We start from the raw sequence: 20,699 nt of genomic DNA on the forward strand, positions 1-20,699 counted from the left end.
GATGCGGGGGCATATGCGGATCATCCTTTCGGCGGCAGTGCTGCTGGCACTGTCGGCCTGCGGCGACATGAACAAGGAACTGGGCGCCGAGGTCGACAACGGCCATTTCGGCGAAGCGACGATGAACAATTCGCTGATCCAGACCGGCGCTGTCGACTACCGGATTCAGCTTGGGCGACGCTTTGCCAGCGAAGTGCCCTCGACCATCACCTTCCCGTTCAACTCTGCCGCGCTGACACCAGAGGCGCGCAGCGTGCTGGATCATCAGGCCAACTGGATGCGCCAGTTCCCCGAACTGCGCTTCTCGGTCTATGGTCATACCGATCTCGTGGGCTCGCCGGGCTATAACAAATCGCTTGGCAAGAAACGGGCCCAGGCTGTTGTCGCCTATCTGGGCAGCCGCGGCATCTCGCGGTCGCGTCTTGATGCGCTTGTCTCTTATGGCGAGACGCGGCCGGTCGTGATGACCCAAAGCCCGGAAGAACGGAACCGCCGCACTGTGACCGAGGTCGCGGGCTTCGTGCAGAAGGGCAAATCCGCGCCGCTGAACGGCAAATATGCCGCCGTGATCATGCGCGAATATGTCAAGCTGGCGGAACGCAAGCATCCGCCAAACGTCGAGATGACGCCGGTTCTGGTGCCGGTCGGCACCGGCGGCTGACCTTTGAAACGGAATGCGGAACAGGCCCTTCGGGGCCTGTTTCCATTTTGGGCACCGCGCCGGATTCGCCCGTCCAAATGCCCCGGATTGACGGCTTTTCGGCCCAATTGTCGCCAATATTGACCCCCAGTTTCGGGGCAATCGAACCAATGGCGCGGTCCATACGCGCCCCGGGGACGGCTACGGGATTCGCGGCGCGGGGCGCCGTTCCCCGCCTGCCCGGTCAAGGAAGGACAGAGGCAATGACGAGTGTGGCAAATCTTCAGCCCGATCCTGCGCCCGTTGTGGCATGCACGATCTCGCGCGATGTTCAGAATTTCGAACTGCTCATCGACGACATGGAGCAGGAGCTGGGTGAAAACTGGGGCGATCTGTCATTCGAGGACGCCGCGATCTTCCTTGAACAGCCGGATGCGGGCAGCCTGCAATTCGTGGCAGTCGCCGTAGATGACAAGGACGAGGCCGATCTGACCCGGATCACCGAGATCATCCGCACCGCCAAGGGGCGCGGGATCCGCGTAGTCCTGATTGCCGATCAGGTCAGCCCGGTCGCGCTGCATCAGCTGCTGCGCCTCGGGGCCGATGACTTCGTCCCCTATCCGCTGCCGGAAGGTGCCCTGCACGAAGCAATCGAACGCATTCGCCAGCCCGCTCCTGCCCCGGCGGCCGAACAGCCTGCCGAGCCCGAGGAGCCGCACCAGACGCCCAGCTTCAAGGCCAAGGGCGACCGCGACGCGGTGCTGTTGCCGGTGCATGGCCTGGCCGGGGGCACCGGCGCCTCGACCTTTGCCGCGAATCTTGCCTGGGAACTCGCGACCATCGACAAGCAGAACCCGCCCCGGGTCTGCCTGCTGGACCTCGACCTGCAATTCGGCGCCATCGCCACCTATCTGGACCTGCCGCGCCGCGAGGCGGTGTTTGAAATCCTTCAGGATACCGAACATGCCGACAGCGATTCCTTCCTGCAGGCGATGATCACCTTCAATGATCGCCTGCATGTCTTCACCGCGCCTTCCGACATGCTGCCGCTGGACATCATCGGCCCCGAGGATGTGTCGCGCCTGCTGGACATGGCGATGGCGAATTTCGATTTCGTGATCGTCGACATGCCCAAGACCATCGTGGCCTGGACCGAGACGGTGCTGTCGCGCGCCCATGTCTATTTCGGTCTGATGGAGCTGGACCTGCGCTCGGCGCAGAATGTGCTGCGCCTGACCCGCGCGCTGAAAGCCGAAGGGCTGCCGCATGAAAAGCTGCGCTTCGTGCTGAACCGCGCGCCCAAGTTCACCGATCTGACCGCGAAAAGCCGGGTGAAGCGGATGGCCGAAAGTCTGGATATCAGCATCGAGGTGCAACTGCCTGACGGGGGCGCACAGGTGACGCAATCCAACGATCACGGCCTGCCGCTGTCGGAAACCGCCGCGAAAAACCCGCTGCGCAAGGAAATCGGCAAGCTGGCCAAGCAGCTTTTCGAGGTGAACAAGGCCGCCGAGACCAGCCGCGGCTAAGCTGTCGCCGAGTGGAGTAACGAGATGTTTTCAAGGTTCAAGAAGCCTGAGGGCACAAGCCCGAAGCCTGCCCCTCTGGCGCCCGTAGGCGCGGCAACCGCCGCGCCCAAAGCCGTTGGGCAGCCGGCGAAACCGGCGGCTCCGGGGCTTGCCCCCGCGCGCAACGCGCCGCGTGCCCCGGCCGAGGCCGCTGCCGCCGACAAGGAACGCAAGCGCAAGGACCGGCTTCAGGAACTGAAGGTCGAACTGCACAAGCGGCTTCTGGAAAACCTCAATCTCGCGGCACTGGAAAAGGCGTCGGAATCCAATCTCAAGGCCGAGATCGCTGCGATTTCCTCCGAAGCGCTGGACGAGATGGCAGTGGCGCTGAACGCGCATGACCGCGCCACGCTGAACCAGGAGCTTTATGACGAGGTGATGGGCCTTGGCCCGCTGGAGCCGTTGCTGAAAGACGAAACGGTCAGCGATATCCTCGTAAACGGACCCCAGCGCATCTTCGTGGAACGCGGCGGCAAGCTGACCCTGACCGACATCACGTTCAAGGACGAACGCCACCTGCTGCGCATCATCGACAAGATCGTGAGCGCGGTGGGCCGCCGCGTCGATGAATCGAACCCCTATTGCGACGCGCGCCTTGCCGACGGCTCGCGTTTCAACTGCATGGTGCCGCCGGTGGCGGTCGACGGCTCGCTGGTGTCGATCCGGAAGTTCAAGAAGGAAAAGCTGGGCATCAACGATCTGGTGAAGTTCGGCGCCTTCACCGAGGAGATGGCGCTTTATCTGGAAGCCGCCGTGTCGACCCGGCTGAACGTCATCGTCTCGGGCGGGACGGGTTCGGGGAAAACCACGACGCTGAACGCGCTGTCCTCCTTCATCGACAATACCGAGCGCGTGCTGACCATTGAGGATACGGCAGAACTCCAACTGCAACAGATCCACGTCGGCCGGATGGAAAGCCGCCCCGCCAACGTCGAGGGCAAGGGCGCGGTGACCCAGCGCGATTGCTTGCGCAACGCGCTGCGGATGCGTCCCGACCGCATCATCGTGGGCGAAACCCGCGGCGAGGAGGTCATCGACATGCTTCAGGCGATGAACACCGGCCATGATGGCTCGATGACCACGATCCACGCCAACAACCCGCGCGACGGCATCAGCCGTCTGGAAAACATGGTGGCCATGGCCGGGATCGAAATGCCGCTGAAGGCCGTGCGCAGCCAGATCGCCAGCGCCGTCAACCTGATCGTGCAGGCCAGCCGCCTGCAAGACGGTTCGCGCCGCATGATCTCGATCACCGAGATCACCGGGATGGAAGGCGAAGTCATCTCGATGCAGGAAATCTTTCGCTACGAGCGTCTGGGCATGGCCCCGGACGGCAAGATCATCGGCCGCTTCAATGCGACCGGCGTGCGCTCGCACTATTCCGAGCGATTCAAACAATGGGGCTTCAACCTGCCCCCGTCGATCTACGAACCGATTGCCTGAGGTGCGCCCATGACGATCAATCCCGCCGTTATCGTCTATGTCCTGATCTTCGTCGCGGTGCTGGCGCTGGTCGAAGGTCTGTATCTGACCGTCTTCGGCAAGTCGATCAGCCTCAGCAGCCGCATGTCGCGGCGGCTTGCGCTGATGGAAAAGAACCAGAACCGCGAAGAGGTTCTGGCCCAGCTCCGCAAGGAGATGAGCCAGCACATGCGGGCACGGTCAATCCCGGTCTATTCGATCCTCGCCTCAAAGGCGCAGAAAGCGAATATCGCCTTCTCGCCGATCCAGCTCATCGGGATCATGGCCGGGTTGTCGGTGTTTGCCTATCTCGGCCTTGCTATCGGCACACCCGCCGAAGGCCCGGTCCGGGCGCTGATTGCCGTGGTGATGGGCGTCGGCGGCGTCTACATGTGGGTGAACAAGAAGGCCAAGAAGCGCGTGGCGCTGATGGAGGAACAGCTTCCCGACGCGGTGGAGCTGATGGTGCGCTCGCTCCGGGTGGGGCATCCCTTTGCCTCAGCCATGGGAATCGTCGCCAAGGAAGTCCCTGATCCGCTGGGCACCGAATTCGGCCTGATCGGTGACGAGGCCGCCTATGGCCGCGACGTGGCCGAAAGCCTGAAAGCCTTCGCCGAACGGATGGACAATCAGGATCTGCGCTTCCTTGCGGTGGCGGTGACGATCCAGCAGCAATCCGGCGGCAACCTGGCCGAGATCCTGGAAGGGCTGTCAAAGGTCATCCGCTCGCGGTTCAAGCTGTTCCGCCGGGTCAAGGCCATCACCGCCGAGGCGAAATGGTCGGGGATGTTCCTGTCGTCCTTCCCCATCCTGGCGCTGGTGATGATCCTGATGCTGAAGCCCGACTATTTTGACGAAGTTCAGGAAACCTCGGTCTTCATTCCCGCAGCGCTGGCGGTCGGCGTCTTCCTGATCCTGAACATCATTTACATGCGCATCATGGTCAATATCAAAGTCTGAGGCCCGGTCATGTTCGACAATATCAATGCGATGCTGGTCGAGGCTTTCGGGCCGCTGGGCCCGGTGATCGTGCTTCTGGCGCTGGGTATCCTGCTGGCCGCCGCCACGCTGCCCACTCTGATGAAGAAGCGCAGCGATCCGCTGGACAAGCTGCGAGAGCAGCGGACGCAGCGCGCGAGCGAAACCAAGGCCGAGGCGCTGCGGCAACGCGACGCTGCCGACAAGCTGGAGAAATACGCGGCCTTCCTGGAACCACAGGATGCCGAAACGATGACGGCCTCGCGGCTCAAGATGATGCGCGCGGGCTATCGGCAGAAGAATGCGGTGCGGATGTTCCACTTCGCGCAGTTCTCGCTGGGCATCGGTATGCTGGTGCTGGGCTTTGCCTATGCGATGATGCTGAAAACGCAGCATGGCAACCTGTCTACGCAGACGCTGATCCTTTACACGATCCTGCCCGCAGCGGCGGGCTATTATCTGCCGCAATACTGGGTGCAGCGCCGGTTGCAGACCCGCCAGCAGGAAATCGTGCAGGGCTTTGCCGATGCGCTGGACCTGATGCTGGTCTGCGTCGAGGCCGGTCAGTCGCTGGACCAGTGCATCAACCGCGTCGCCAAGGAAACCCGTGCGGGCTATCCCGCCCTGTCGGAAGAGTTCGAAATCGTCAGTCAGGAGGTCAAGGCCGGCAAGGAACGGGTGCAGGTGCTGAAAGACATGGCCGAACGGGTCGGCGTGCCGGATGTCGCCTCCTTCGTCACGACGCTCGTGCAATCGGCCACTTTCGGCACCTCGATCGCCGAGGCGCTGCGGGTCTATTCCGCTGAAATGCGTGACAAGCGCGTGATGCGGGCGGAAGAAAAGGCAAACGTCTTGCCGACCAAGCTGACACTGGGCACAATGCTGTTCACCCTGCCGCCCTTGATGATCATTCTGATCGGCCCGTCGATCTATGGCATCGCAACCCAGCTTGGCGGGGGCTGAGACCGGACCCGAATGAAACCCGCACTTGTGATGTGTCTGTTGATGCTGGCCGCCTGCCAAACGGGCGGCCAGACTGCTTTGAACCCCGCGCTGAACGCCCCCCCTGCCGCCGATGGCAGTGAAAAGGGGGTGGACGGCCTGCTGGTCGGCCACCGCCTGATGGCCGCAAATGAACCGGAACTGGCGCTGAAGGCCTATCTTCGTGCCGCAGCCGAGGATGGAATGAGCGTCGATGTCCTGTCTGCGCTGGGGTCAGCCAATCTCTCGCTCGGGCGGCTGGGTCAGGCCGAACAGCTTCTGCGCCGCGCGGTGGAACTCGACCCTTCCTTCGTGCCCGCTCAGAACAACCTTGGTGTCGTGCTGATGGAGCGCGGCAAGGTGCCCGAGGCCCGCGTGGTGTTCCAGCAGGCCTTCGCGCAGGACAGTGGCAAGACGGACTCGATCCGCGACAATCTGAAACGCGCAATAGCCATGACCGAGAATTCCATCTATTCTGAACCGAACGAGAAAGAAGAACCGCACCGCTTCAATCTGGTGCGGCGGGGTCAGGGCGAATTCGTCCTGCTGTCGTCGCTCTAGGCTGCGGGCCGGACCGAGCAGTAAAAAGGACGCGAAATGCGCCACCCTGTCACCGTTGCGCTGTGCCTTGGCGGCATGGTCTTGCTTTCCGCCTGCGGACGCGGCACCTCGGATGCCGAGGTCCAGAAGGCGCTGAAGGATGTGAACGTCATCGACGAAAGCAACCTCAGCGATATCATGCTGACGGTGGGCGATCCGAACGAGGCGGTGACCTATTTCACCAACACGCTGCAACAAAACCCCGACCGGCCCGATCTGAAACGCGGCCTCGCAAAATCGCTGGTGCGCGCCAATCGCCCGGCCGAGGCGGCGAAGGTCTGGGCGTCGCTGGTCAATTCCGGTCAGGGGACCAATGACGACCGCGTGGGCTATGCCGATGCGCTGATCCGGGCGAATGACTGGGCGCAGGCCGAGGCACAGCTGAATCTCATCCCGCCAACCCACGAAACCTACGAACGCTACCGGCTGGAAGCGATGGTCGCCGACAGCAAGAAGCAGTGGAAGAAGGCTGACAGTTTCTATGAAATCGCGGCCGGCCTGACGACGAAGCCCGCCAGCGTGCTGAACAACTGGGGCTTTTCCAAGCTGACGCGCGGCGAATATGCCGGGGCGGAGAAGCTGTTTCTTGAGGCGCTGACCCACGACCCGACCATGTTCACCGCCAAGAACAACCTCGTTCTGGCGCGCGGCGCGCAGCGCAAATACGATCTGCCTGTCGTGCAGATGACCCAGAAGGAACGGGCGGAACTGCTGTATACTCTTGGCCTTGCCGCCGTGAAGCAAGGGGATGTGAAAGCAGGCCGTAACCTTTTGCAGGATGCCGTCGAAACCCATCCGCAGTATTTCGAGGCCGCCGCCCGCAGCCTTGCCGCGCTGGAAGGCTAGCTCCGTGATGATCGCTCCCACCGCCGCGCTGTGGTTCCTGCCGTTCTGCTTGCCCGTCGCCGTCTGGGTGGCCTGGTCCGACATGAAGTTCATGAAGATCCCCAACAAGGCGGTGATGGTGATGGCCGCTGTCTGGGCCGTGGTGGGGTTTCTGGCCTTCCCGATGAACGCCTACCTTTGGGGCTGGGCGGTACTGGGCATCGTGCTGGTGGCGGGGTTCCTTGCCAATGCCATCGGTCTGGTGGGCGCAGGGGATGCGAAATTTGCCGCCGCCATGGCCCCGGTTTTTGCCACCGGCGATCCGCGCCTGATCTTCGCCCTGTTCGCGGCCTGCCTGCTGGGCGCCTTCGCCACCCACCGCCTTGCGCGTGCCGTGCCGCCACTGCGTCGCGCGCTTCCCGATTGGGAAAGCTGGAACCGTAAGGATTTTCCCATGGGCCTTGCCCTTGCAGGAACGCTGATTTTCTACCTTCTCGCCCCATTTCTGGCCAAATGATCAGCTTTCCTCGGTGACATCCGCGCCGGTGTCCGGCGCCCGTTTGCCAAGCCGAGGAACGCCATGAACGTGCAGGTCGCGCCCAATGTGATCGCCCCACCAGCCCCCCGCACGCTGGCTGATACCGGGCTTTCCATCGTGATGATGCGGGATATCCTGCTGAAAACGATCTTCCGCACGAATACCAATCTGGTATCGGACCTGGCCCGCCTCGTCTGCCTGCCGATCCCGGCCACACAGGAACTGATCGACCTCGCCCGCAGCCAGCGTCTGCTGGAGGCGACGGGCACCCTGCATGCCACCAGCGGCAACGAGATGGGTTATCAGTTGACCGACGGCGGCAAGGCCCGCGCGCTGGATGCGCTGGCGCAGTCGGAATATTATGGCGCCATGCCTGTGCCGCTGGAGACCTATTCCCAGCAGGTCAAGCGCCAGTCGGTCCGTAACATGAAACTGACCCGCGACCAGCTGATGAGCGGGATGGGCCATCTGATCCTGCCGGAAAACCTGATCGGCAACCTTGGTCCCGCCGTCGGCTCGGGCCGGTCGATCCTGATGTATGGCCCGCCCGGCAACGGCAAATCCTCGATCTCCAACGGCATCCGCGACGCGCTGGGGGACAAGATCTATATCCCTCGCGCGGTGGAATATTCGGGTCAGGTCATCACCGTCTATGATCCGATTGTCCATTCCGCCGCCGAAGAGGCGCTGGACGATCCGAACAGCCTGCGTCGCACCTCGAACCGCTTCGACCAGCGCTATGTCTATTGCCAGCGCCCCTCGGTCATCACCGGCGGCGAACTGACGCTCGACATGCTCGACCTCACCTATAACCCGGTCGCCCGCACCTATCAGGCGCCGCTTCAGATGAAATCGAATGGCGGCATCTTCATCGTCGACGACCTTGGCCGCCAGTCCGAACCGCCGCAGAAGCTCGTCAACCGCTGGATCGTGCCGCTGGAAGAAAGCCGCGACATCCTGCAACTGCAATCGGGCGAAAAGTTCACCGTGCCTTTCGACACGCTGGTGATCTTTTCCACCAACTTCCACCCGAACGAGATCTTCGACGGCGCGGCGCTGCGCCGGATCTTCTTCAAGATCAAGATCGACGGGCCGAACCAGGAAAACTTCCTGAAGATCTTTGCCATGGTCGCCCGCAAGAAGAAGATGCCACTGGACGAAAAGGCGCTGATTCACCTGCTGAAAGTGAAATACCCGACCATCGAGATGAATTTCGCCAATTACCAGCCGGTGTTCCTGATCGACCAGATGATCGCGATCTGCGAATTCGAGGGCATCCCCTACCAGATGACCCCGGAGCTGATCGACCGCGCTTGGGCGAACATGTTCGTGCGTGACGAAAAGATCGCCAAGTAACCCAGGCGGATGCGCGGTGGTGGGCTTGTTCGAGTATTTGGACAAGAAGCAAGAGGCAAAGGCGCAAGGGGGCGGAGAACGGCTCTCTGCCCTTGTGCTTGCTTCTTGCAAAAATACTCAAATTCCAGCCTGGCCGCCTGTGCAGCCTTGGGTCAGGTGAGCCGCAGCACCCCGGTTTCGGTCACGATGATATCAAGCCGCTGATCGGTCGGCTCGATCGGCACTTCGGGCAGTTCCTGCGCGGCGAAGGCAAAGCCGATGGCCAGTGTCGGGCGTTTGGCGCGCAGGCCCTCCAGTGTGCGGTCGTAGAAACCGCCACCATAACCCAGACGATAACCGCGCCGGTCCCAGCCGACCAGCGGCACGATCAGCACCTCGGGTTCGATCCAGTCACCCGTGGCGGGGATCATCGCACCGAACTCGCCCGGCACCAGATCACAGCCCGGATGCCAGGCGCGGAAGCGCAGCGGCAGCCCCTTGCCCAGGATCACCGGAACGCCGACCGGGCCAGTATGCGCAGCCATTGCCGGCGCGGGGTCGATTTCCGTCCGCATCGCCATATAGCCCGCCAGTGGCTTCCCGGCATGGGGCGCCAGCACATCGGCCAGAAGCGCAGCCGCGCGGCCCTGCCCCGCGGCATGGGCCAGTTTGCGCGCGGCAAAGGCCGCCGCCCGCGCCTCGGTCTTGATTTCGGTGATCGTCACAGCAGCACCAGGGTTGCGAGACCGAGGAAGGCAAAGAAGCCGATCACATCGGTCATCGTGGTCACGAAGGTTCCCGATGATAGAGCCGGATCAAGCCCCATGCGGTGCAGCAAAAGCGGCACGATGACACCTGCAAGCGCCGCGACCAGCAGATTGACGATCAGCGCCGCCCCGATCACCGCGCCCAGCAGGGGCGTCCCGAACAATGCCCAGGCCACACCGCCCATGATCAGCGCGAAGACCGCACCGTTGATCAGGCCCACGCCCGCCTCACGTCGCACCACCCGGAGCGCGTTCGAGCCGGTGAGGTCGCGCGTCGCCAGCGCCCGCACCGCTACGGTCAGCGATTGCGTCCCAGCGTTCCCCCCCATCGAAGCGACAATCGGCATCAGCGCCGCAAGCGCCACCAGCGCCGAAATCGTGCCCTCGAACAGCGAAATCACCCCGGCCGCGATATTGGCCGTGACAAGGTTGACCAGCAGCCAGGGGATACGGCTTTTCACCGTATCCAGCACCCCGTCCGAGATCGAGCTTTCATCGCCCACGCCCGCAAGGCGCAGCATGTCTTCCTCGTGTTCCTCATCCAGCACATTCATCGCGTCGTCGATGGTGATGACACCGACCAGGCGGTCGTTTTCGTCCACCACCGGGCAGGAGATCAGGTGATACTGGTTGAAGATATAGGCGACCTCGGCCTCTTCCTCGGTCGCCTCGATGGTGCGGAAACTGTCTTCGGCGATGTCACGCAGCTTCACGTCGCGCCGCGAGGCCAGCATCCGGCCCAGTGTGACATACCCCACCGGGTTCATCCGCGGGTTCACCAGAATGACATGATAGAACTGGTCGGGCAGCCATTCGGCACTGCGCAAGTGGTCGATGGTTTCGCCTACCGTCCAGTGTTCCGGCGCCACCACCACCTCGCGCTGCATCAGGCGTCCGGCGGAATACTCCGGGTAGGCCATCGCCTGTTCGACCGCCACACGGTCGGAATCGGCCAGTGCGCTGAGGATGATGGCCTGTTGCGGTTCCTCCAGATCCTCAAGGATGTCGACGACATCGTCGGTTTCCAGCTCGCGGACCGCCTCGGCCAGAACCTCTTTCGGCAGCGCCTCGATCACCTCTTCGCGGATCGATTCGTCCAGTTCCGACAGGATGTCGCCGTCGATCTCGGGCGAGTAGAGATGCAGGAAGTCGCGGCGGGCGGACGGGCCGATCTGTTCCAGAAGGTCGGCGATATCGGCAGCGTGCAGCGGATCGACCAGTTCGCGCAATCGCGCACTGTCCCCGGCCTCCACCGCATCCAGAATCGCTGACACGCGCCGCGTGTCCAGCTCTTCCTCATCCTCTGCCGGGATCGCCTCGTGTTCCGCCATCATGCCTCCGCGCCGATTGCCGCGACCTTATGATAAGCTGTTTCAAAGAAACAGGGTGGTGGCGGAAATTTACCTGCGAGCGGAAAGACTTTAGGCTGATCCGGCTGAACAGGAGGCCCGAGATGACCGAACTGCTGCTGGGACAGGTGCTGAGCTTCGCCGCCGATCCGTTCGAGGCGGGGCCAGAGGCCGCGCGACTGGACGAGGCACTGGTGATCGAGGCAGGCCGCATCGTGGCGGTGGGCGCGGCGGATGGGCTGCGCCGCGCCTGGCCGCAAGCGCGCGTCACCGATTACGGGCGCGACCTGATTTCGGCCGGGTTCATCGACGCCCACGCGCATTACCCGCAGACCGCCATCATCGCCAGCTGGGGCAAGCGGCTGATCGACTGGCTGAACAGCTATACGTTCCCCGAGGAAATGCGCTTTGCCGATCCCGCCTATGCAGCCGAGGTTGCGGCCCGGTATCTTGACCTGACACTGGCCAATGGCACGACCTCGGTCTGTTCCTATTGCACCATCCATCCGGCTTCCGTCGATGCGCTGATGTCAGAGGCACAGGAGCGCGGGCAGCGGATCTGGGCAGGCAAGACCTGCATGGATCGCAACGCCCCCGAAGGCCTGCGTGATACCGCACAATCGGCGCATGACGACAGCGCCGCCCTCCTGGCGAAATGGCACGGGGTGGACCGGCTGTCCTATGTCATCACGCCGCGCTTTTCGCCCACCTCGACCCCCGAACAGCTTGAGGCGCTTGGGGCGCTCTGGGCCGCCAACCCGTCCTGCCTGATGCAGACGCATCTGAGCGAGCAACTGGACGAAATCGACTGGGTAAAGGGGCTTTACCCCAATGCCCGCGATTATCTGGATACCTACGAGGCGCATGGCCTGCTGGGCCGGGGCGGGCTTTACGGCCATGCCATCCATCTGGAGCCGCGCGAGAAAGCCCGGCTGGCCGAGGTGGATGCGAGCCTGATCCATTGCCCGACCTCGAACACGTTCATCGGCTCGGGCCTCTTCGACATGGGCGGGCTGAAGGCGGCAGGTCACCGGGTCGGCCTTGCCACCGATACCGGCGGTGGCTCGTCGTTTTCCATGCTGCGCACCATGGCCGCAGCTTACGAAATCGGGCAGTTGCGCGGCCACGCCCTGCATCCGGCCGAACTCTGGTGGCTCGCCACCCAAGGGTCCGCCCGGAGCCTGCTGGCCGATGACCGCATCGGCAATATCAAGCCGGGTATGGAGGCGGATCTCGTGGTGATCGACCTCGGCTCCACACCTGCCATCGCACAGGCCAGCACACGCGCCGAAACGATCTGGCAGGCACTGTTCCCCACCATCATGCTGGGTGACGACCGCGCCATCCGTGCCGTTTGGATTGGCGGCACACCGCGTGGCTGAGCCTTCATCTTGGCAAAAATATCCTCGGGGGTGAGCCCCGCAGGGGCGAGGGGGCGGAAAGCCCCCTGCCGTCATTCCTCCAGCAGGCCCCAGCCATCCGGGGTGAAATTGAATTCCAGCGCGATTTCGGTGGCCAGCTTCTCGAACTTCCAGATCGTCTCGGCGTCGATCTTCACCGGACCGACCAGCGCATCCAGCAACTCGTCCTCGTCATCCCGGTTGGTGCGGAAGCCCTTGGCCTGCAAGGCTTTCTGCACCCCATCCCAGTTCGCGTCCACATCCTCGGGATAGAACTGATAGGTGATGACCGCCTCGGCCGGCGCATCCGCCGCGAAAGCCTCGAAACTTTCAAAGGTCTCGGCCTGCTGGGATTTGTAATCGTGGCGCATGGAACCCTCCGCTTTTCCCGGTGATGCCTCAGGCCGCGGCAGGCCGCAAGCGGCTTCGTTCACAGCCCCGCCAGACGCCGCGCCAGCCGGTTCTGCTGCTCGATGGCCCGCGGCAGGTCCAGCGTTGCCATCTGACCGTCGCGCACAACCTGCCGCCCCTCGACGAACAGGTCGCGCACCCGCGTCGGACCGCAGAGCATCAGCGCCGCCACCGGGTCCCAGGCGCCCGCCGCCTCGATCCCGCGCATGTCCCAGATCGCGAGATCCGCGCGCTTGCCCGGCTCCAGCGAGCCGCAATCGCCGCGCCCCAGCACCTTCGCGCCGCCCAGCGTGGCAATCTCCAGCGCCTCGCGCGCGCTCATCGCATCAGCCCCGCGCGCAACCCGCTGCAACAAAAGCGCCTGCCGCGCCTCTGCCACCAGATTGCCCGCGTCATTCGAGGCGGAACCATCGACGCCCAGCCCAACCTTCACGCCCGCATCCCGCATCGCCCGCACCGGCGCGATACCGCTGCCCAGACGACAGTTGGAACAGGGGCAATGCGCGACCCCGGTGGCGCTGCGCGCAAACAGCCCGATCTCGTCGCCATCCAGCTTCACGCAATGCGCATGCCAGACATCGGGGCCGGTCCAGCCCAGATCCTCGGCATATTGGCCGGGGCGGCAGCCGAACTGCGCGAGGCTATAGGCGATATCCTCGTCATTCTCGGCCAGATGGGTGTGCAACATCACCCCCTTGTCGCGCGCCAGGACCGCCGCCTCACGCATCAGATCACGACTGACCGAGAAGGGAGAACAGGGCGCCAGCCCCACACGCACCATCGCGCCCTCGCGCGGATCGTGGAAAGCATCGACGACGCGGATGCTGTCCTCCAGGATAGCGGCCTCACGCTCCACCAGACTGTCGGGCGGCAAGCCGCCTGCGCTTTCCCCAATGCTCATGGCGCCGCGCGTGGGGTGGAAACGCAGCCCGACCTCTTGGGCGGCGGCAATCGTGTCATCCAGCCGCGCGCCGTTGGGGTAAAGATACAAGTGATCCGAGGTCAGCGTGCAGCCCGAAAGCGCCAGTTCCGCCAGCCCGATCTGGGCAGAGACGAACATCTCCTCCGGTCCGAAGCGCGCCCAGATCGGGTAAAGCGTCTTCAGCCAGCCGAACAGCAGCGCATCCTGCCCGCCCGGCACCACCCGCGTCAGCGTCTGATAAAGGTGATGATGCGTGTTCACCAGACCGGGCGTCACCACACAGCCCCGCGCCTCGACAACCATGCCCGAGGTGGTCAACCCCTGCCCGACGGCAACGATCACACCGTCCCGCATCAACAGATCACCGCCCGCGATCTCGCGGCGGGTGCCGTCCATGGTCACAAGGACATCGGCATTGCGAACAAGAATTTCAGGCATGATGGCGCCTCCCCCTCTGGCGCCCCTTCGGTACAGACGAGGACGTGCGACAGAAGGGGGGAAGGACTCGCGACGTCGCCCGAAACCTAGCGCAGATTGTGCAGATGCAGCAAGCGGCTTTTCAACCTCTGAGTGCAGCGAGCGCCGCCGCATGGACCTCGGGAGATGAGGCCGCCAGCAGCCGCCCGCCCATATCGGCGCGTGCCCCCGTCCAGTCGGTGACGACCCCGCCAGCGGCCTCGATCACTGCGATCGGGGCCTGCACATCATAGGTTTGCAACCCGGCCTCGACCACAAGGTCGATATGCCCCGCCGCCAGCAGGGCATAGGCGTAGCAATCCGCCCCATAGCGCGTCAGGCGGCACTGTGAGGCAAGACGATGGAAGGCGGCCCCCTCCTCCGCGCTGCCGACTTCGGGGAAAGTCGACATGATGATGCATTCGTCCAGCGGCCGGGCCGGGCGCGTGGCCAGCGCACGGCTGCCCCCCGGCCCCTGCATCCGGGCCAGGCCAAGCCCGCCCTCGAAACGTTCCGCGATATAGGGCTGGTCGATCAGGCCATAAAGCGGCCGCATGCCCGCGCCCGCCACCGCGATCAGAACACCCCAGGTGGGCATCCCCGCCAGAAAGGCACGGGTTCCATCAATGGGGTCCAGCACCCAGGTCAGCCCGCTGCTGCCGGCCTGCTGCCCCATCTCCTCCCCGAGGATCGCATCCTGCGGCCGCCGCTGTGCCAGCACCGCGCGCATCGCGACCTCTGCCGCCCGGTCAGCCACCGTAACCGGATCAAATCGCACGGTTTCCTTGCTGTCCGCTGTCAAACCGACACTGCGGAAATGCGGCAGGATCGCCTTGCGCCCGGCCTCCGCCATATCATGCGCAACCGAAACCAGGTCGGCCGAAAGATCGGGGGCTATCACGGTCATCATCGCTCTCCTGCCTCGGATGCCAAGGCGCTACCCCGCGACCCTGCTCCGGTCAAGCCACGCAAAAGCAAAACGCCCCGCAAGCGGGGCGTCGCGTCAGCGCGGAAGGGGCAGCTAGGCAGCGTCGCTCAGCACGCGGGCCAGATCGAACAGCCGACGGCGCTGCGCCTCGGGGATCGCATAGTAAGACCGCACCAGCTCCAGCGCTTCCTTGTCGGCCAGGATGTCGCCTTCGACCGGAGTGGGCACCTCGCGTGCCTCGTCGATCCCTTCGAAGAAGAAGCTGATGTTCACGCCCAGCGTTTCCGCGATGTCCCACAGGCGGGACGCGCTGACGCGATTCATGCCGGTTTCATACTTCTGGATTTGCTGGAACTTGATGCCAACCCGCTCCGCCAGTTGCTGTTGCGTCATTCCCACCATCCAGCGGCGGTGACGGATGCGCTTGCCAACATGCGCGTCCACGGGATGCTTCATCTTCGTACTCCCCTAGCAATTACAAAGCCGCGTTTTTCGGGCCCACCCTTCGCGGTATGATTGAACACGATACGCGAAGACCTGATTTTTTTCTACCACGCTTATGATCACAAATCGTGCCTTTTGTATATGGATTGCTATACGAATGGATAGGTATATTGTGAATTTCCCCGCTTTTGTTGGGCGGAAATCACGGCCAGGACACCAATGCGCAATATTATTGCGCAACGTGCGGCAGACCTGTACCGCTCAACCGGAAAAAGGGAATCATCCGGGCAAGGGTCGCGCAGGGGCGCGCCGCCGGGACCGGGACAGGACAGGAGCATACCGATGCGTGCATGGCGCCTTGCCGAAACCGGCACCCCACCCCGGCTTGTAACCCTTCCGCGCCCCGTGCCCGGTCCCGGCGAAGTGCTGATCCGCACTGGGGCCTGCGGGCTCAATTTCGCGGATCTGCTGACAATAGAGGGCAAGTACCAGGAAAAGCCCGCCCTGCCCTGCACGCTCGGGATGGAGATTGCAGGAGAAGTGGCCGAGGTCGGCGCCGATGTGACCGGCTTTGCCTCAGGTGACCGTGTGGCAGCCTTTCCCGGCATCGGCGGGCTGGCCGATTATACACTCTGCCCGGCCGGGCGCTGCCTGAAGCTGCCCGACGCGATGGATGCCATTACTGGCGCCGCGTTCCAGATCGCCTATGGCACCTCGCATCTGGCACTGGACCACAAGGCTCGGCTTCAGCCCGATGAAACCCTGTTCGTCACCGGCGCGGCGGGTGGCGTCGGGCTGACGGCGGTCGAGATCGGCAAACGGATGGGCGCGCGGGTGATCGCCTCGGCGCGGGGCGCCGCGAAATGCGCGGCGGCGGCGCAGGCCGGGGCGGATGTCGTCATCGACAGCGAAGCGCCGGGCCTGCGGGACCGCCTGAAGGAGCTGGGCGGCGTCGATGTGGTCTATGACAGCGTCGGCGGCCCCGCCTTCATGGAGGCCCTGCGCGCCACCCGCCCCGAAGGCCGCCTGCTGGCCATCGGCTTTGCCGGGGGCGAGGTGCCACAGGTGCCCGCCAACCTGCTGCTGGTGAAGAACCTGAGCGTGATGGGCCTGTACTGGGGCGGCTATCTGCGCTTCCGCCCCGAGGTGCTGACGGCGAGCCTTGCCACGCTGGCCGGCTGGATCGCCGCTGGCGAGTTGCACCCCCATGTCAGCCAGTGTTTCCCGATGGAGCAACTGCCCGAGGCGCTGGCCAGCCTGCGCGAGCGCAAGTCCACCGGCAAGATCGTGGTCACCATGGGCTGATGCCTCAGGGGCCTTTGCCCCCCGAGGATAGCGGGACCAAGGGAAAACGGGCCTGCTTTCATCTTGGTAAAAATATCCTCGGGGGTGAATTGCCGCAGGCAAGAGGGGGCGGAAAGCCCCCTGCGCGGTCAGATTTCTGTGGCCACCGCAAAGACCTGATCGATCATGCCCTGCGTCCCGCGCGAGAACTCCAGCGGACAGGCGTAGGGTACGTCTTCTTGCAGGCTGCGACCGAAGGCCTCAACCTGAAGCACATACTGGTTCACCGCCGGAAATCGCCACAACTCGCGCATGTTCCCCGCGCGGTGGAGTTCCACCTGCGCTTCGCCGAACAGCCCGGCATTGAAAGGCGCGCTCAGCCGGATCAGGCCGGTTTCGCCCTGAAACACCACCTCCTGCCGCGGAAACAACCGCATCGAGGTGATGGAGGACCAGGTGAAGCGGCCTGTCGGCCCCTCCATTTCGCCCACCACCTGAGCCCATGTATCAACACCGTTTTCCAGCTTCACCCGTGCGCTCAGCGCAAGAGGCTCTGCCCCGGTGGCAAAGCGGGTGCAGCCAAAGGTATAGACGCCGATGTCACGCAAGCCGCCACCGCCGGTTTCCGGGCGGTTGCGGATATTGCCGGGATCGGCGCGGTTGTCATAGCTGAAGGCGGTATCGACATGCTCGATCCGCCCGATGGCGCCTTCCGCGATCAGGGCGCGCACTTTCTGCCATTGCGGATGATGGACGATCATATAGGCCTCGGCCACCAGAAGCCCCGAAGCATCGCGCGCCGCGATCAGCCGGTCGAACTCGCCCGCCCGCATCGCCATCGGCTTCTCGGTCAGCACATGCTTACCCGCCGCGATGGCGCGCAAGGTCCACTCCAGATGCAGGTGATTGGGCAGCGGGATATAAACCGCATCAATGCCCGGATCGGCCAACAGCGCCTCATAGCTGTCATGCAGGCGCAAGCCCGGCGCAAAAGCCGCGAAGGGCGCGGCCCGGTCAGCCGAGCTGCTGGCCAGCGCCACCAGTTCGGCATTGCGGGCGGTATGGATCGCCGGCCCCATATGTTCGCGCGCGAATTTCGCGGCCCCCAGAATGCCCCAGCGGGTGATCGCCATTGCCCTGCCCTTTCGATGTTTTCGCTAACATCATAAAGACAGGGCCGCCGCGCGACAACGCCCGCGACAGAGTCAACGGCGGCGCAGACGCAGATAGGTCATCAGGCCCAGCGGCGGCAGGCCGTCTTCTTCCACCAGTTCCAGCCGGGCATCGCCCAGCACGCGGGCGCGCGCAAAATCGCTGTGCCAGCCCAGCAGATCCGACAGCGGCGCGAACAGCCGCTCTAACCGTGCCATCGCGCCCTTGCCCTCGGCCGCGAAATGGTTGGTGATCAGCACATGGCCACCGGGACGGCAGACCCGCGCCATTTCCGAAAGGACATGTTCAGGTTCCGGCACGACCGACATGATATGCATGGCGCAGACCGTGTCGAAACTGGCATCCGGGAAATCCAGTTCGCGCGCATCCATCTGCCGCAGGCTGCGCACCTGGGTCAGATGCTGTTCGGCTACTTTCGACCGCGCCTTGGCCAGCATTGCCTCAGAGAAATCCACCCCCGTCACCGCCAGATGTGACGCATAGAACGGCAGGGCCAGGCCGGTGCCCACGCCCACCTCCAGCACCTCGCCACCGACGGCATTGGCAAAGCCGGTGGCCCGGCGGCGCCCGGCATTGGTCACGGCACCGAAAGTCCGGTCATAGACCGGCGCCCAGCGGGCATAGGATTTTGCGATGGCCTCAAGCTCCATCCGTGGGCTCCTCCAGCGGTTCGGGGTCAGAGGGGCGGCGGAACAGGCTGAACACCACCACTCCGATATAAACGAGATCCAGAGCCACCAGCGTGGCCCAGGGATAGGCCAGCAAGGCGGCCAGCAGACCGGCGAAGCCAACGACGACATAGCGCACATATTGCGCCTCGAAGGTGACTTTCTTGAACGAGGGCGTGCGGAAGCGACCGATCATCGCCGCGCCGACCAGCGCCATGTAGCAGGCGACGACCCCGCCGGGCAGGCTTTCGCCACTGCCGCCGAAGGAAAAGGCCGCGAACATCGGCAGGAAGGCCAGCATGGCTCCGGCGGGCGAAGGCACGCCCTGAAAACCCGATTTCTCGGCCACCTTGTCGATGGCGCGATTGCCCAGATTGAAGCGCGCCAGCCGCAGGAGACACGAAACCACATAGATCAGCACCGCGATCCAGCCGGCCGCCTTCACATCCTGCAAGGCCCAGAGCCAGAGGATCAGCCCCGGCGCCACACCGAAATTCACGAAATCACACAGGCTGTCCAGTTCGGCGCCGATCTGGCTTTCACTGCGCAGCAGTCGGGCGATGCGCCCGTCCAGACCATCCAGAACCGCCGCCAGCAGGATCAGCAGCAACGCAGTGCGATACCAGCCTTCGATAGCGAAGCGGATCGCCGTCACGCCCGCACACAGCGCGCCGACGGTCAACATGTTGGGCAAAAGCCCGGCGATGGACAGGCGGCGCGGTGTGGCCATGGCTTACACCATCTTTGCCAGGCGCTGCGGCAGGTCGCGGCCCAGTTCCGCGATCACCGTCTCGCCCGCAACGCAGGTCTGGCCCAGCGCCACCAGCGGCGCTACGCCCTCCGGCAGGTAGGTATCAACCCGGCTGCCGAAGCGGATCAGCCCGAAACGCTCGCCGGTCTTGAGGCCCTGCCCCTCGCTGACGAAGGGCACGATGCGGCGCGCGACCAGCCCGGCGATCTGCACCACCGCGATGCGACGGCCATCCGCCAGTTCAAAGCACAGCGAATTGCGCTCGTTATCCTCGCTGGCCTTGTCGAGCGAGGCATTGAGGAATTTGCCGGGGCGGTAGGCCATCTTCACCACCCGTCCGGCAACCGGCGCACGGTTCACATGGCAGTTGAACACCGACATGAAGACCGAGACACGCAGCATCGGCGTATCCCCCATGCCCAGTTCCGGCGGCGGAACGGCGTGTTCAATCAGCGAGACCATGCCGTCGGCAGGCGAAACCATCAGCCCCTCCCCCTGCGGCACGGCGCGTTTGGGATCGCGGAAGAAGTAATAGCACCAGACAGTCAGGCCCGTGCCGATCCAGCCCAGCGGTTCCCAGATCCAGAACAGCACCAGAGTCACCACGGCGAAGGCCGCGACGAACTTGTAGCCCTCCGGGTGCATCGGCTTGAGGAAGGTCTTGAGCATTTCCGAGGGCATCGACATGGGTCCGGTCCTTGTTCGTTTGCGCCCTAGGTAATGACACGCGCCCGCGCACGCAACGCCCAGCCGCAGCGGGCCCCGCGTCCTGCGGCATCAGAGTCGTATTGCGACGCTTTGAACGGGAAAAGCGACGCGATGTAAAGCCCCCGCATCGCTGCCCTGCCGACTTAGGCGCTGCACCGCCGCATCACGCTACCGCCGGGACAGTTGCACAAGGGCCCCGATCACTCCGGCAAGGCCAAGAGCACAGAAAAGATATTGCAGCGTCCGCAACGCGGGACTCGCACCGTCGGAACCGAAGAGGATCATCGCGCCGGAAATGGCCACGGCTGCCATGCCGATCACCAGCGTCTGTTTCGGATTGTTCATGATAATAAAAATCCTGGAAAAAGGCGCACCCACCAGCGCCTTCAGGATCGTGCCATCAGCCCGTGATTTGGTCCAGCGGGTTTAATGCATTCTGGATGCGGGAAATTCCCGAAATCAGCGGGAATGTAGCAGAGTAGCGCCCAGGCCACAGCGGATCGGACCGCAGC

Annotated in this window: 22 protein-coding genes; 11 read left to right on the forward strand and 11 right to left on the reverse strand. The window is 63.9% G+C overall.

What is annotated here, in order from left to right:
- The first annotated feature begins 1 nt into the window (after nucleotide 1).
- The 9 genes from IE126_RS02740 to IE126_RS02780 all read left to right on the forward strand — a co-directional run bounded on the left by IE126_RS02740 (nucleotide 2) and on the right by IE126_RS02780 (nucleotide 8,947).
- Nucleotides 2-661, forward strand: a complete 660-nt coding sequence (locus IE126_RS02740; protein ID WP_054301775.1) for an OmpA family protein — start codon at nucleotides 2-4, stop codon at nucleotides 659-661.
- Between the two features lie 242 nt (nucleotides 662-903).
- Complete coding sequence (locus tag IE126_RS02745) at nucleotides 904-2,169, forward strand: AAA family ATPase (protein ID WP_054301774.1); 1,266 nt, start codon at nucleotides 904-906, stop codon at nucleotides 2,167-2,169.
- A gap of 24 nt (nucleotides 2,170-2,193) precedes the next feature.
- Nucleotides 2,194-3,651 carry a CpaF family protein gene (locus IE126_RS02750; protein ID WP_054301773.1) on the forward strand — a complete coding sequence of 486 codons (1,458 nt, stop codon included), beginning with the start codon at nucleotides 2,194-2,196 and terminating at the stop codon, nucleotides 3,649-3,651.
- Nucleotides 3,652-3,660: 9 nt separating this feature from the next.
- The gene (locus IE126_RS02755; RefSeq protein WP_054301772.1) at nucleotides 3,661-4,629 is read left to right on the forward strand and encodes a type II secretion system F family protein; all 969 of its coding nucleotides are present in this window, start codon (nucleotides 3,661-3,663) and stop codon (nucleotides 4,627-4,629) included.
- Nucleotides 4,630-4,638: 9 nt separating this feature from the next.
- On the forward strand, nucleotides 4,639-5,610 hold the full coding sequence (locus IE126_RS02760; RefSeq protein WP_054301771.1) for a type II secretion system F family protein: 972 nt from the start codon (nucleotides 4,639-4,641) through the stop codon (nucleotides 5,608-5,610).
- 12 nt (nucleotides 5,611-5,622) lie between these two features.
- Nucleotides 5,623-6,189 (forward strand): tetratricopeptide repeat protein, encoded by a 567-nt coding sequence (locus IE126_RS02765; RefSeq protein ID WP_054301770.1) that lies wholly within the window; start codon nucleotides 5,623-5,625, stop codon nucleotides 6,187-6,189.
- Between the two features lie 36 nt (nucleotides 6,190-6,225).
- Nucleotides 6,226-7,074 carry a tetratricopeptide repeat protein gene (locus IE126_RS02770; RefSeq protein WP_054301769.1) on the forward strand — a complete coding sequence of 283 codons (849 nt, stop codon included), beginning with the start codon at nucleotides 6,226-6,228 and terminating at the stop codon, nucleotides 7,072-7,074.
- Nucleotides 7,075-7,081: 7 nt separating this feature from the next.
- Nucleotides 7,082-7,570 (forward strand): prepilin peptidase, encoded by a 489-nt coding sequence (locus IE126_RS02775; protein WP_054301768.1) that lies wholly within the window; start codon nucleotides 7,082-7,084, stop codon nucleotides 7,568-7,570.
- Nucleotides 7,571-7,633: 63 nt separating this feature from the next.
- Complete coding sequence (locus tag IE126_RS02780) at nucleotides 7,634-8,947, forward strand: P-loop NTPase family protein (protein WP_054301767.1); 1,314 nt, start codon at nucleotides 7,634-7,636, stop codon at nucleotides 8,945-8,947.
- 152 nt (nucleotides 8,948-9,099) lie between these two features.
- Here the strand turns inward: IE126_RS02780 and IE126_RS02785 are convergent, their stop codons facing one another.
- Together IE126_RS02785 and mgtE are read right to left on the reverse strand one after the other, a co-directional pair.
- Nucleotides 9,100-9,651 carry a 5-formyltetrahydrofolate cyclo-ligase gene (locus IE126_RS02785; RefSeq protein WP_054301766.1) on the reverse strand — a complete coding sequence of 184 codons (552 nt, stop codon included), beginning with the start codon at nucleotides 9,649-9,651 and terminating at the stop codon, nucleotides 9,100-9,102.
- Entirely contained in the window at nucleotides 9,648-11,024 is a 1,377-nt protein-coding gene (mgtE, locus tag IE126_RS02790; RefSeq protein WP_082400754.1) for a magnesium transporter, read from the reverse strand. The genes IE126_RS02785 and mgtE overlap by 4 nt, the downstream gene beginning before the upstream one ends.
- Before the next feature lie 122 nt (nucleotides 11,025-11,146).
- On the opposite strand from mgtE, the gene guaD reads away from it, so the two are divergent.
- On the forward strand, nucleotides 11,147-12,424 hold the full coding sequence (gene guaD, locus IE126_RS02795; protein WP_189380108.1) for a guanine deaminase: 1,278 nt from the start codon (nucleotides 11,147-11,149) through the stop codon (nucleotides 12,422-12,424).
- A 71-nt stretch (nucleotides 12,425-12,495) separates the two neighbouring features.
- Here guaD and IE126_RS02800 read toward each other — a convergent pair whose 3' ends face one another.
- From IE126_RS02800 to IE126_RS02815, 4 genes are all read right to left on the reverse strand, one after another.
- The gene (locus tag IE126_RS02800) at nucleotides 12,496-12,813 is read right to left on the reverse strand and encodes a ribonuclease E inhibitor RraB (RefSeq protein WP_054301763.1); all 318 of its coding nucleotides are present in this window, start codon (nucleotides 12,811-12,813) and stop codon (nucleotides 12,496-12,498) included.
- 59 nt (nucleotides 12,814-12,872) lie between these two features.
- A complete protein-coding gene (locus IE126_RS02805; RefSeq protein WP_189380109.1) occupies nucleotides 12,873-14,213 on the reverse strand; it encodes an 8-oxoguanine deaminase in 1,341 nt (446 codons plus the stop codon).
- Nucleotides 14,214-14,334: 121 nt separating this feature from the next.
- Complete coding sequence (locus tag IE126_RS02810; RefSeq protein WP_189380110.1) at nucleotides 14,335-15,138, reverse strand: inositol monophosphatase family protein; 804 nt, start codon at nucleotides 15,136-15,138, stop codon at nucleotides 14,335-14,337.
- Between the two features lie 114 nt (nucleotides 15,139-15,252).
- Nucleotides 15,253-15,615, reverse strand: a complete 363-nt coding sequence (locus IE126_RS02815) for a helix-turn-helix domain-containing protein (protein WP_054301761.1) — start codon at nucleotides 15,613-15,615, stop codon at nucleotides 15,253-15,255.
- Between the two features lie 330 nt (nucleotides 15,616-15,945).
- Between IE126_RS02815 and IE126_RS02820 the strand changes: the two genes are divergently transcribed.
- Nucleotides 15,946-16,908 (forward strand): NADPH:quinone oxidoreductase family protein, encoded by a 963-nt coding sequence (locus IE126_RS02820; RefSeq protein ID WP_189380111.1) that lies wholly within the window; start codon nucleotides 15,946-15,948, stop codon nucleotides 16,906-16,908.
- A 128-nt stretch (nucleotides 16,909-17,036) separates the two neighbouring features.
- Here the strand turns inward: IE126_RS02820 and IE126_RS02825 are convergent, their stop codons facing one another.
- The 5 genes from IE126_RS02825 to IE126_RS02845 all read right to left on the reverse strand — a co-directional run bounded on the left by IE126_RS02825 (nucleotide 17,037) and on the right by IE126_RS02845 (nucleotide 20,532).
- The gene (locus IE126_RS02825; protein WP_189380112.1) at nucleotides 17,037-18,020 is read right to left on the reverse strand and encodes a Gfo/Idh/MocA family protein; all 984 of its coding nucleotides are present in this window, start codon (nucleotides 18,018-18,020) and stop codon (nucleotides 17,037-17,039) included.
- 72 nt (nucleotides 18,021-18,092) lie between these two features.
- Nucleotides 18,093-18,710, reverse strand: coding sequence for a class I SAM-dependent methyltransferase (locus IE126_RS02830; RefSeq protein WP_054301758.1), 618 nt, complete (start codon nucleotides 18,708-18,710; stop codon nucleotides 18,093-18,095).
- Nucleotides 18,700-19,458, reverse strand: a complete 759-nt coding sequence (locus tag IE126_RS02835; RefSeq protein WP_054301757.1) for a CDP-alcohol phosphatidyltransferase family protein — start codon at nucleotides 19,456-19,458, stop codon at nucleotides 18,700-18,702. Before IE126_RS02835 ends, IE126_RS02830 begins: the two co-directional genes overlap by 11 nt.
- Before the next feature lie 3 nt (nucleotides 19,459-19,461).
- The gene (locus tag IE126_RS02840; protein WP_189380343.1) at nucleotides 19,462-20,160 is read right to left on the reverse strand and encodes a phosphatidylserine decarboxylase; all 699 of its coding nucleotides are present in this window, start codon (nucleotides 20,158-20,160) and stop codon (nucleotides 19,462-19,464) included.
- A gap of 195 nt (nucleotides 20,161-20,355) precedes the next feature.
- Nucleotides 20,356-20,532 carry a hypothetical protein gene (locus IE126_RS02845; protein WP_158640453.1) on the reverse strand — a complete coding sequence of 59 codons (177 nt, stop codon included), beginning with the start codon at nucleotides 20,530-20,532 and terminating at the stop codon, nucleotides 20,356-20,358.
- Nucleotides 20,533-20,699 lie beyond the last annotated feature (167 nt).

The organism is Gemmobacter nanjingensis (assembly GCF_014652195.1).
Lineage (GTDB): Bacteria > Pseudomonadota > Alphaproteobacteria > Rhodobacterales > Rhodobacteraceae > Gemmobacter > Gemmobacter caeni.

What these genes read in the sequence shown, in the direction of transcription:
- IE126_RS02740 (WP_054301775.1), top strand. Translation starts at nt 2, where the DNA reads ATGCGGGGGCATATGCGGATCATCCTTTCGGCGGCAGTGCTGCTGGCA.
- IE126_RS02745 (WP_054301774.1), top strand. Translation starts at nt 904, where the DNA reads ATGACGAGTGTGGCAAATCTTCAGCCCGATCCTGCGCCCGTTGTGGCA.
- IE126_RS02750 (WP_054301773.1), top strand. Translation starts at nt 2,194, where the DNA reads ATGTTTTCAAGGTTCAAGAAGCCTGAGGGCACAAGCCCGAAGCCTGCC.
- IE126_RS02755 (WP_054301772.1), top strand. Translation starts at nt 3,661, where the DNA reads ATGACGATCAATCCCGCCGTTATCGTCTATGTCCTGATCTTCGTCGCG.
- IE126_RS02760 (WP_054301771.1), top strand. Translation starts at nt 4,639, where the DNA reads ATGTTCGACAATATCAATGCGATGCTGGTCGAGGCTTTCGGGCCGCTG.
- IE126_RS02765 (WP_054301770.1), top strand. Translation starts at nt 5,623, where the DNA reads ATGAAACCCGCACTTGTGATGTGTCTGTTGATGCTGGCCGCCTGCCAA.
- IE126_RS02770 (WP_054301769.1), top strand. Translation starts at nt 6,226, where the DNA reads ATGCGCCACCCTGTCACCGTTGCGCTGTGCCTTGGCGGCATGGTCTTG.
- IE126_RS02775 (WP_054301768.1), top strand. Translation starts at nt 7,082, where the DNA reads ATGATCGCTCCCACCGCCGCGCTGTGGTTCCTGCCGTTCTGCTTGCCC.
- IE126_RS02780 (WP_054301767.1), top strand. Translation starts at nt 7,634, where the DNA reads ATGAACGTGCAGGTCGCGCCCAATGTGATCGCCCCACCAGCCCCCCGC.
- mgtE (WP_082400754.1), bottom strand. Translation starts at nt 11,024, where the DNA reads ATGGCGGAACACGAGGCGATCCCGGCAGAGGATGAGGAAGAGCTGGAC.
- guaD (WP_189380108.1), top strand. Translation starts at nt 11,147, where the DNA reads ATGACCGAACTGCTGCTGGGACAGGTGCTGAGCTTCGCCGCCGATCCG.
- IE126_RS02800 (WP_054301763.1), bottom strand. Translation starts at nt 12,813, where the DNA reads ATGCGCCACGATTACAAATCCCAGCAGGCCGAGACCTTTGAAAGTTTC.
- IE126_RS02805 (WP_189380109.1), bottom strand. Translation starts at nt 14,213, where the DNA reads ATGCCTGAAATTCTTGTTCGCAATGCCGATGTCCTTGTGACCATGGAC.
- IE126_RS02810 (WP_189380110.1), bottom strand. Translation starts at nt 15,138, where the DNA reads ATGACCGTGATAGCCCCCGATCTTTCGGCCGACCTGGTTTCGGTTGCG.
- IE126_RS02815 (WP_054301761.1), bottom strand. Translation starts at nt 15,615, where the DNA reads ATGAAGCATCCCGTGGACGCGCATGTTGGCAAGCGCATCCGTCACCGC.
- IE126_RS02820 (WP_189380111.1), top strand. Translation starts at nt 15,946, where the DNA reads ATGCGTGCATGGCGCCTTGCCGAAACCGGCACCCCACCCCGGCTTGTA.
- IE126_RS02825 (WP_189380112.1), bottom strand. Translation starts at nt 18,020, where the DNA reads ATGGCGATCACCCGCTGGGGCATTCTGGGGGCCGCGAAATTCGCGCGC.
- IE126_RS02830 (WP_054301758.1), bottom strand. Translation starts at nt 18,710, where the DNA reads ATGGAGCTTGAGGCCATCGCAAAATCCTATGCCCGCTGGGCGCCGGTC.
- IE126_RS02835 (WP_054301757.1), bottom strand. Translation starts at nt 19,458, where the DNA reads ATGGCCACACCGCGCCGCCTGTCCATCGCCGGGCTTTTGCCCAACATG.
- IE126_RS02840 (WP_189380343.1), bottom strand. Translation starts at nt 20,160, where the DNA reads ATGCCCTCGGAAATGCTCAAGACCTTCCTCAAGCCGATGCACCCGGAG.
- IE126_RS02845 (WP_158640453.1), bottom strand. Translation starts at nt 20,532, where the DNA reads ATGAACAATCCGAAACAGACGCTGGTGATCGGCATGGCAGCCGTGGCC.